Annotated in this window: 11 protein-coding genes and 1 pseudogene; 7 read left to right on the top strand and 5 right to left on the bottom strand. The window is 32.8% G+C overall.

Annotation, left to right across the window (positions count from 1 at the left end):
* From ACO5GE_RS07400 to ACO5GE_RS07370, 7 genes and pseudogenes are all read left to right on the top strand, one after another.
* Window positions 1–315: pseudogene (locus tag ACO5GE_RS07400) on the top strand (tryptophan synthase subunit beta); the annotation flags it as partial.
* A gap of 525 nt (window positions 316–840) precedes the next feature.
* Complete coding sequence (locus ACO5GE_RS07395; protein ID WP_484830280.1) at window positions 841–1,251, top strand: hypothetical protein; 411 nt, start codon at window positions 841–843, stop codon at window positions 1,249–1,251.
* A gap of 205 nt (window positions 1,252–1,456) precedes the next feature.
* On the top strand, window positions 1,457–2,482 hold the full coding sequence (locus ACO5GE_RS07390; protein WP_484830279.1) for a hypothetical protein: 1,026 nt from the start codon (window positions 1,457–1,459) through the stop codon (window positions 2,480–2,482).
* A 38-nt stretch (window positions 2,483–2,520) separates the two neighbouring features.
* Window positions 2,521–3,075: a hypothetical protein gene (locus tag ACO5GE_RS07385; RefSeq protein ID WP_484830278.1), complete on the top strand. Its 555-nt coding sequence runs from the start codon at window positions 2,521–2,523 to the stop codon at window positions 3,073–3,075.
* A gap of 28 nt (window positions 3,076–3,103) precedes the next feature.
* A complete protein-coding gene (locus tag ACO5GE_RS07380; protein WP_484830277.1) occupies window positions 3,104–3,634 on the top strand; it encodes a hypothetical protein in 531 nt (176 codons plus the stop codon).
* Between the two features lie 11 nt (window positions 3,635–3,645).
* Entirely contained in the window at window positions 3,646–3,855 is a 210-nt protein-coding gene (locus tag ACO5GE_RS07375; RefSeq protein ID WP_484830276.1) for a hypothetical protein, read from the top strand.
* A gap of 232 nt (window positions 3,856–4,087) precedes the next feature.
* On the top strand, window positions 4,088–4,672 hold the full coding sequence (locus tag ACO5GE_RS07370; protein WP_484830275.1) for an SMI1/KNR4 family protein: 585 nt from the start codon (window positions 4,088–4,090) through the stop codon (window positions 4,670–4,672).
* Between the two features lie 281 nt (window positions 4,673–4,953).
* Here ACO5GE_RS07370 and ACO5GE_RS07365 read toward each other — a convergent pair whose 3' ends face one another.
* The 5 genes from ACO5GE_RS07365 to ACO5GE_RS07345 all read right to left on the bottom strand — a co-directional run bounded on the left by ACO5GE_RS07365 (window position 4,954) and on the right by ACO5GE_RS07345 (window position 8,247).
* Window positions 4,954–5,973 carry a hypothetical protein gene (locus ACO5GE_RS07365; protein WP_484830274.1) on the bottom strand — a complete coding sequence of 340 codons (1,020 nt, stop codon included), beginning with the start codon at window positions 5,971–5,973 and terminating at the stop codon, window positions 4,954–4,956.
* A gap of 580 nt (window positions 5,974–6,553) precedes the next feature.
* Complete coding sequence (locus ACO5GE_RS07360) at window positions 6,554–7,123, bottom strand: DJ-1 family glyoxalase III (protein ID WP_484830273.1); 570 nt, start codon at window positions 7,121–7,123, stop codon at window positions 6,554–6,556.
* A 259-nt stretch (window positions 7,124–7,382) separates the two neighbouring features.
* Window positions 7,383–7,505, bottom strand: a complete 123-nt coding sequence (locus tag ACO5GE_RS07355) for a hypothetical protein (protein ID WP_484830272.1) — start codon at window positions 7,503–7,505, stop codon at window positions 7,383–7,385.
* A 17-nt stretch (window positions 7,506–7,522) separates the two neighbouring features.
* Window positions 7,523–7,777: a hypothetical protein gene (locus tag ACO5GE_RS07350; RefSeq protein ID WP_484830271.1), complete on the bottom strand. Its 255-nt coding sequence runs from the start codon at window positions 7,775–7,777 to the stop codon at window positions 7,523–7,525.
* A gap of 41 nt (window positions 7,778–7,818) precedes the next feature.
* The gene (locus ACO5GE_RS07345) at window positions 7,819–8,247 is read right to left on the bottom strand and encodes a DUF5301 domain-containing protein (protein ID WP_484830270.1); all 429 of its coding nucleotides are present in this window, start codon (window positions 8,245–8,247) and stop codon (window positions 7,819–7,821) included.
* Window positions 8,248–8,492: the final 245 nt, after the last annotated feature.

Here is an 8,492-nt window from a genome sequence, read left to right as displayed (position 1 = left end):
TCTATAGCAAGCGGACTTGACTATCCGTCTGTAGGTCCTGAACACGCATATTTGAGCGACTGCGGAAGAATAAAATATGAAGCCGTGAGTGATGAAGAGGCAATACAAGCATTTTTCTTACTATCCCGTTATGAAGGAATCATTCCGGCGATAGAAAGTTCACATGCTTTGGCATACGCAATCAAACATGCGAAAAATCACAATTCAGGCTCTATCCTTGTAAATCTTTCCGGTCGTGGTGATAAAGATATTGACTTTGTATATGAAAAATATGGTACTGGAGAGCAATTTTTAAAAGAATTTGCTGTCAAATAATTGTATGACTGATATCATATAATGATACGTTTATAAACTGTATTTAAATTTTGAGTAAATAGTAGGGGTAAACGTCCCCTACTATTCTTGGTTATCTAGGAATATCAATTTTACCAATCTTTCATTATTTCTTCATCCAAACGAAATCCTTTTTATTTCATTTATGTAACTTTTTAATAAATGATCCAAATTGATATTATATTTTAAATACATTTATTTCATTGTGACATTACACAACACATTTATTTATTCTATAGTTAAGGTATACTTATCTCTTCTTTACCAATAGAAAAAGAATGCCAATCTCGATGTTCATTAGAAAACATAACAGTAGAAAAAACAATTAAAAAATAGTATACTATTATCAAGCTTTATAGAAAACAATCATAATTTGGATATCTGAACTCTTGTTTGATAAGATAAATAAAATCAGTAAAGAAACATATAAAAATTCTAACGGATAACATTTCATGCCACAATTTTTCAAATTAGATTGCAAAATATGACAGAAAGGAGGTGAGTCTTATGGCAAATGATAATTATATTATGGGACGTCTTTATTTTCCACTCATTATGATTGTTGTTTTATGTATTCTGACTTATTTTCATAGACATCATCTACTGAAATATTTGTATCTTACCAATATCGTTTGTTACATTATTGCTATTCTTACCTATTTTATTATAATCAGTCAACCTATAGGAGAAAATCACTTAGGAAAATGGTATAATGTAGTCGCATTCACATGGCTCATATCATTTTTTGGAGGTTTTTTTCTTTCTCTTACAGCAATACCTTGTTTTTTTATTGAACAAGCACGACGACATACATGGGCACTCGTGATATGTGGCATAGGAGTAATAGTATCCTTTGTGAGTAGTATACTATTGATAGTTTGGTTTATATTAGGAATCTTATCATTGAATAGCGGATAAAAAGATTCCACACCTCAAATTTAATAGACTCTTAGATTACGAAATTTCTCGAATTCTTTTTGAGAAATCGTATAAGTTTTATTATTAACGGATATATTTCACAAAAATTAACTCATTCTCAAAAATCAAACATTCTAACTGAATCTTTGATTTTTGAGAATTTCCATTATTATGAAACAGAAGATATGATAAAGGAAGAATGATGATGAAAGCAAAATTAAAAGTAATAAAGAATTGGGAATTTGAGGAAGTAAAACCTGTAGATAAATCTTTCATGTACAGTCCTTTTGCCGGAAAAGAAATGATTGCAAGAGGAGAACATGAAATTGTACTGTGGACCTCAGTTTTGGATAACGAAAACATCGGAATCCTATGGATGAAAGGAGATTCTTTGAAACAAATCTCCTCACCTGAATCTAAGGAAGAACGGGATATATGGAAAAATCCTGTTCTTTTGTCTTGTGACAAAGGAATTCTGCTTTTGTGTCCAGCAACGAAGAAATTATGGTATCTCCAAGACTTTGATGCAGAATGGACTGAATTTGCTATGGATAATTGGTGCCCTCATGGTACTCCAATGCCTATTACCACAACAGGATATCAAGGCACTTTTCCTATTGTCTGCAGACTTGGAAATAACCTGGATTCAACAAACAGTTTTACTATACTTACAGTAGATTTTGAAAACAAAAAAGCTCATTGGCCAAAAGATACTTCTTGTGTATACAGTAAACCGAGTATAAGAGAAAAACATATTGCCTCACTTGAACGATCTGGAAATGATTTTGTTAAAGCGGATTTTAACTACCAAGCTCCTACGATTGGCTCCATATTAGAAGAAAATGGACAGTTATATGCCTTTTTAGAAGGAAATATCACAAATCCTGCAAGACTGAACTTAATGGGATACTATTGGTTCCTGGAAATTGAACCAAATGGACTTTTTAAGACTAAGATATGGGGAAAAGACAATCTGAGTAGACTGGAAGGGAAACATGGAATGAGAGGAAAATTCTCAGGAGACAGACAGTGGATGATTTTGTCACCTATCTTTAAGAACAATGAATGGAAAGGAAAGCAAAAAATACTCAGAATATCCGACAACGAACTGATTGATATAGTCTTGCCACGCGGATATGCCTCATTTCGCGTGATTGATATATGGGGTTCCCATGCCTTCCTAACAGATGAAAATCATAAATTGACTGTATGTGCAATAGAATTAGCGTAAAAACAATATTCTGTACTTAATAAAAAAAGGAGGAAAAAATGGCAAGATATGAACTTGGAGCAATCTATAAGATACCTGCACAGATACCTTACTACGCTCGTCTCTTAGCACATGATGTATATGGTATATTTGAACGAACAGATGGAGAAATTTCTCATGAAACATTCGAAAAAACACCATATCGTCTCTATATTTCTACAGGTTCCTTTGCAGTAAAAAGAGCATTCTGGGAAAAAATCTTACCGTCACCTGATAAAACAGATTCACAGCGTTGGAGTAGGCCTCCCTACTTAATCTACTTCACTCCTTGGGACATCAAAGCTTCTCTTGACAGACGCAACGCTTCTGACCAAAACGGATATTCCACATTAATCAGTACTGAAGAATATTTACAGTGTCTGAAACAAGGATTTCTTTCAAATATCCTTCCAATGTATGAAAACATTCCCGCTTTTTTGGACAAAGTGTATGATAATTGGCCGGAAAGTTATATTTATTCAGATATTGAATGCGCCTGTGGCACTCCCGAACATCAAAGAAAGCAAATAGATGCATTAAAAAAATTGGGATATGATGTCACGAAATACGAATAACACTGTTATTTAAGATGAAAGGTGATTTATGAAAAAAGAAGAATTGCTTGCTCTATGGAAGGGAAAAAATTGGGAAAACAGTATCGGTGGCATCTATTTTGTAAGCCATAAGTTTGAATCGGAATTACATTTTAACTTCACCGGATATACCGAAGAAGATATCTCTTCCATTCCATATTGCTTTATGGAGAAACTTGCTAATGAAATAAATGTATTAGACCAAAAGGCACATCAACTTATCAAAGACAAATGCAGTCATGAAAATACTGAAACATTAGATTTGACGGATGTTCAGTTGGATCATAACAATTGCAATGATACTGTTTCATCAGGATATCAAGTTGGAAATGCACCGGACGGTCAATTCTCTTTTTATGCAAAAGACAATGATGTCTCAGAGTTAAAACTCACAAATGTGATATTTGACATCAGCGGTTGCTATAACGCCTTTGCCTTAGGTTATTATGTGGGAGAATCTCCTGCCGGAGAGTTATATTTTTTAGTAAAATTTGATGATGATTTCCAACTCGATTCAGAACTTATTTATGAAATATATTAAGGAGTGATAACTTGAGTGCTTACACAATGAAAGAAAAAACCTTGGTTACTCTTAAAAATGAACTATCTTTGGAATATCCGTTTTCTGATGATATGCCTATGATTTATTTAGGCGAGATAGCCAATATGCCGGAACACGGAATTTTTATAGGTCAATCAGGAAAATGTTATTTCGGATACCATATCAGTAGTTTTAGAGAATTAAGCGAAGATGAGGTATAGATTGCACTTTTCGACTAAAAGAATAGTTCCTTTCTATCTCATCCCGCTGGAAATGAAAGAAAGTGCTACACTGATTGAAGTGAAATGAACATCATGGATAGCAATCCGGAATAACGATATAAGGTCATTCGAATAAATAACGGTCAATCGTATTAAAACATTATAATATATAGCAGTGTCATGATAACTCCAAATAATCATAGACAAAAGAATAATAAGGGGATGTAGGAAAATGAAACTGATTGATAACATCAAGAAAATTGAAACATATATATGCGGAAATTTTGAAGAATTGGATTTGGATGATCCGATGGAAGAAGAATATTTTCAGGAGTATGAAACAATAGTCGGGGCTTCAGAGGATGATTTGTGCAAATTCGAGACAGAATTTGCAATTCGTTTGCCGGAAGATTTTAAGACGGTTTATCAATACAAAAATGGAAGTAGATTTATGTGTATTCTTCCATCCATAATAAGAACTTCTGATATGTGTTTTTGTTTGATGAGCTTAGAGGAAATCAAAAAATGTAAGACCTATTTTCAAAACAAAAATGCTTTGTTATCGGATTTTCCGAAGTATTTTTCGCCTCAAGATATCGATAACATGCGAGATAACAGAATAAAACCATACCTGTTCAACAAGAGATGGATTCCGTTTGCACAATACTGCGACAGTTGTTATCTGATGCTTGATTTTGATCCGAATACTGCCGGACAGGAAGGACAAATCATCTGCTACATCCATGATCCTGATGAAATCGTATATGTTTCAAAGAATATTACGGAGCTGATTGAAAAGATTGATAAAGAACTCTAATTGGTAACACCATTCAAACACAGTATTTGATATAAAAAGTTTCATCAATCAATTAAAGTGCTTCAAGTCTGACATCACTACACCTTTTTCAAGGTGATTCCAACAAGTTTGAAATGAAGTAAATTTGTAAAACGACATTATCTTCTTTCAATATATACACCAGAAAAAATATCACTCAACGAATCATTCAAAATCGAAGAACATAACAAGTTTACATAACAAGAAATAAAGAAAGGGAGTATCTTTGAAAAAGTATACTCCCCTTTTATCTATTATAACATTTATTCCCACTGTTCATGTTGTGCTCTTGCACCATAACGATATGCAGAACCGTCCTCATTAAAATCAACTTCTATTTTATATCTCTTCCAAAGAACATACTCTGCATTTTGCATTGTAAGAATAAAGAGAGTATCATTTTTTGTTTCTTCAGAATCTACAGGATTTAACGAGAAAATATCCTTGATATCCTTTGTTCTAAAATCGTGAATTGTAAGATGAGTTAAATCAGTATGATTAAAAGTAACCTCAGATAATTGTTCACTATCCGCCATAATTCGATAGTAAGTGATGACACAGTTCTTTAGACTGTCCGAATCTTTTCCTGTAGGCGTAACACTCACAAAACCATAAGACTTACCGTCACGAAAAATTTCTAAAAGCTTGCCATAATAAAAATGATCATTTCGTTCATTGACAATCTCGCTATCAGCATTTTTTTCATAAAAGGTGAACCCTTCGGACAAAAGCTCAGATGCCTTTGTTTCTCCAATAATAACATTGGTGTTATCTAATTGAACTTCGATTGGTTCTGACGGAAACCCGGTCAAAGACAGGAATAACATGAAGGCAAAACATGCAAAAAACATACCGGCAACTACAGCATTTGTTGATGCATAAAAATACATCGGTTTATTCGAACGATGAAACAATACCGTAATCAGTTTAATAACATGACTTAGTATTAGTACTGCAACAACAATAGCAAACTCAGCCTTCAAACACATATAAAGCGCTTTTGAAAAGTGATGTGTTCTGTAATATACTGCACCGAAAACAACAATATTTGCCAAAATAAAATTCAAAATGAATAAGGTAGCCTCTTTCAATGCTATCGAATCAGTAACATAATCAAATTGAACGCTACTGAATCTTCCTCTAAGACTTGATCCAATCAGATAAATCCATCGGGGCAAATCCGTCCCTGTTCCCACAGCTATCGCAATTCTCAAATAGATATAGATTGTCAATAAAAAAAGCAATAATGCAAGAAATCCAAAACTCAAAGGTATCAATGTCATTCCTATTCCTCTTTTCTAAATAAAATTCCCTCTGTCAAATGCTAAATATCCTATTCCTTAATTGTAAAAACAAATTTTTTGTACTCTTATTCTTTTCTACTTTCATAAATAATATCTCATGACAAATACAGATTATGATGTTAGATAACCACTGTCATTGAAATATAGATTTGTTGTATGTATTGATACAGTTAAAATCTGTCAGATATTTTAATACCCTTTTTTTCAAAATTCAATATTTACACCACACAAAGGGGATAGAGTTAACATCCCTCCATCCTCTTTTACAGAAGAAAAATATGCAATTTCAATTATGATAAAACTGTACACATCTTTGTATCGATGATTAAAAAAACAATGTTACAACAAAACATTTACTTATAGAAAATAACTCATACTACTGTTTGATGATCCTTAAAATCAAAGACAAGGCTTTATAATCTCTTGAAAAAGTGTTATTTAAACATGAAAAAATTTTTAAAAAAAGTCTCTAATAGTCTAAATCAACCGATTTATCAAACAATCAAAAGGATAACTTGTAGCCGTTGAATTATTTTCATCATTTCATCGAGTTTTTCTATTAAAATTCCTTTGCAAGCATAGAAAATAAAATGGCATCCTCTAATTTTTGAGACTCTTCTTTTCCTATCAACACTTCTATCAATTTCAATGCAAATACCACTGCTGTTGCCGGTCCCCTGGATGTCACGATATGTTCATCGACACAAACTACCTTTTCTTGATAATCGCTTCCCTTCAATACCTCTTGAAATCCCGGATAAGAAGTGATTTTTCGATTTTCAATAATATTTGCCTGTCCCAAAACAATCGGTGCTGCACAAATTGCTCCAATCACTTTTTTCTTTTGATTCATCAACTGCACATGCTCAATCACACGAGAATTGTCTCTCAAATTTGTTGCCCCCGGCATTCCACCCGGAAAAACAATCCCGTCGTACTCTGTTACATCTTTGATTTCGGACAATACTTTATCTGCCATTACAGTAATATTATGAGAACCTTCCACCATTTTATCTTCATGAATAGACACCATGTCTACATGGATATCTACTCTTCTTAAATAATCAACGACTGTCAATGCTTCCACTTCTTCAAATCCATTTGCCAAATACACGATTACTCGTTTCATGTCATTACCTCCTCAATCTCCATAAAGTTCCTGTTCTGTCACATTTTTCCATCATGCTGTTTTAATAAAAATATTTCGCTATCAGATATTACTCATATAGTATCATAAATTATTCCAAATTTCATGTTTTAACCATCTTAAAAAGGCTTTCTAACTAGTATATCCAAAATAAGTTTCAACACTCTACGATTCCTCACAACACGTTCCACTTCATTATTATTCAAACACAATCTTTTTTATGTCTTTCTCCTGAAATTTTTTACAACAAAATCCGGAAAAATATCGGTATGAGTAAAATGATGATAGTTCCAATGCTACAAACCATAATTACTTTTTGAAATTGACTCTGTTCTTCTTTTGACATATTATGATACCACTTCATCCAATTCCTCCTATAGATTATCTTGATTTCTGTTTTCTTCTTTTTAATATCAAAATGATACTCTTCACTATCAAGCTAATTGATACTACTATAGCAAAGGCAAAAAAGCTAGGCAAAGCATAATAATCATACCACGGTGATGGACGCATCGCATAAATATCCGGCATTCGTCTATAATCTATATAATTGAAAATGGACTGTCCAACAAAACTACCAAATAATGATGCTACGATGATGTTAAAAAAACGATTCAAATTCTCCAAAGTCTTCATTCTCGTCTCCTCCTAACATTGTAACTACCTATTTAGAGAAACTATTTTTCCAAATAATCCTCCCTAATCCAAGAGAACACCTCATCTTCCAATTTCCATATTCCAGTATAAGGTTGTTCCACATAACTATTTCCTTTTTCTTGATATAAGTAGATGCATCTTTCTTTTTGTTCATTTTCTGCATTATGATGATAGAATGTCATAATGATATAAGAATCAACATTTGTAGGGTGGTCATTTAAGCTCTCTTTATTGGTAGATTTTGAATGTTCATTGATTTCAGTAATAATCTTGGCTATTTCTTCTTTGCTCGTTATCTTATTCGACACGTTAGAACTATTTTCCATCACATCAACCTCTGTGATATTTTCTACGTTCGGAAGCAAAAGTTCTACTTGTTTATGTCCACCACAAGCAGTTAAACCCAATATACATACCAAAGCAACTAACATTCCTATGTATTTTTTCATAGTATTCCTCCTTCTCATTAACTGAACCTAATTTATTACGGTAAGCTTTCTCTATTAGATGAACTTACACTCCCATTGTATCATTTTTTATGATTACTGTCATTTACACTTTTTTTCCACAAATATTCCTATCATTTTCAATCATCAATCTGTCTAAAAATGCCTTATCCACAACTCTAACTACTATTATCTTTTGTCTCCAATCTACATTCCCTACAATATGGATTATAGTCATAGTTTATACA

Source organism: Filifactor sp. (genome assembly GCF_057248345.1).
Note: the sequence above shows the minus strand (reverse complement) of the source record. Positions and strands in the feature narration are given on the sequence as shown.

Excerpts from the sequence above, each read along its gene's own strand:
- ACO5GE_RS07345 (WP_484830270.1), bottom strand. The coding sequence starts at position 8,247 with ATGAAAAAATACATAGGAATGTTAGTTGCTTTGGTATGTATATTGGGT.
- ACO5GE_RS07350 (WP_484830271.1), bottom strand. The coding sequence starts at position 7,777 with ATGAAGACTTTGGAGAATTTGAATCGTTTTTTTAACATCATCGTAGCA.
- ACO5GE_RS07360 (WP_484830273.1), bottom strand. The coding sequence starts at position 7,123 with ATGAAACGAGTAATCGTGTATTTGGCAAATGGATTTGAAGAAGTGGAA.
- ACO5GE_RS07390 (WP_484830279.1), top strand. The coding sequence starts at position 1,457 with ATGAAAGCAAAATTAAAAGTAATAAAGAATTGGGAATTTGAGGAAGTA.
- ACO5GE_RS07385 (WP_484830278.1), top strand. The coding sequence starts at position 2,521 with ATGGCAAGATATGAACTTGGAGCAATCTATAAGATACCTGCACAGATA.
- ACO5GE_RS07380 (WP_484830277.1), top strand. The coding sequence starts at position 3,104 with ATGAAAAAAGAAGAATTGCTTGCTCTATGGAAGGGAAAAAATTGGGAA.
- ACO5GE_RS07365 (WP_484830274.1), bottom strand. The coding sequence starts at position 5,973 with ATGACATTGATACCTTTGAGTTTTGGATTTCTTGCATTATTGCTTTTT.
- ACO5GE_RS07355 (WP_484830272.1), bottom strand. The coding sequence starts at position 7,505 with ATGAAGTGGTATCATAATATGTCAAAAGAAGAACAGAGTCAATTTCAA.
- ACO5GE_RS07370 (WP_484830275.1), top strand. The coding sequence starts at position 4,088 with ATGAAACTGATTGATAACATCAAGAAAATTGAAACATATATATGCGGA.
- ACO5GE_RS07395 (WP_484830280.1), top strand. The coding sequence starts at position 841 with ATGGCAAATGATAATTATATTATGGGACGTCTTTATTTTCCACTCATT.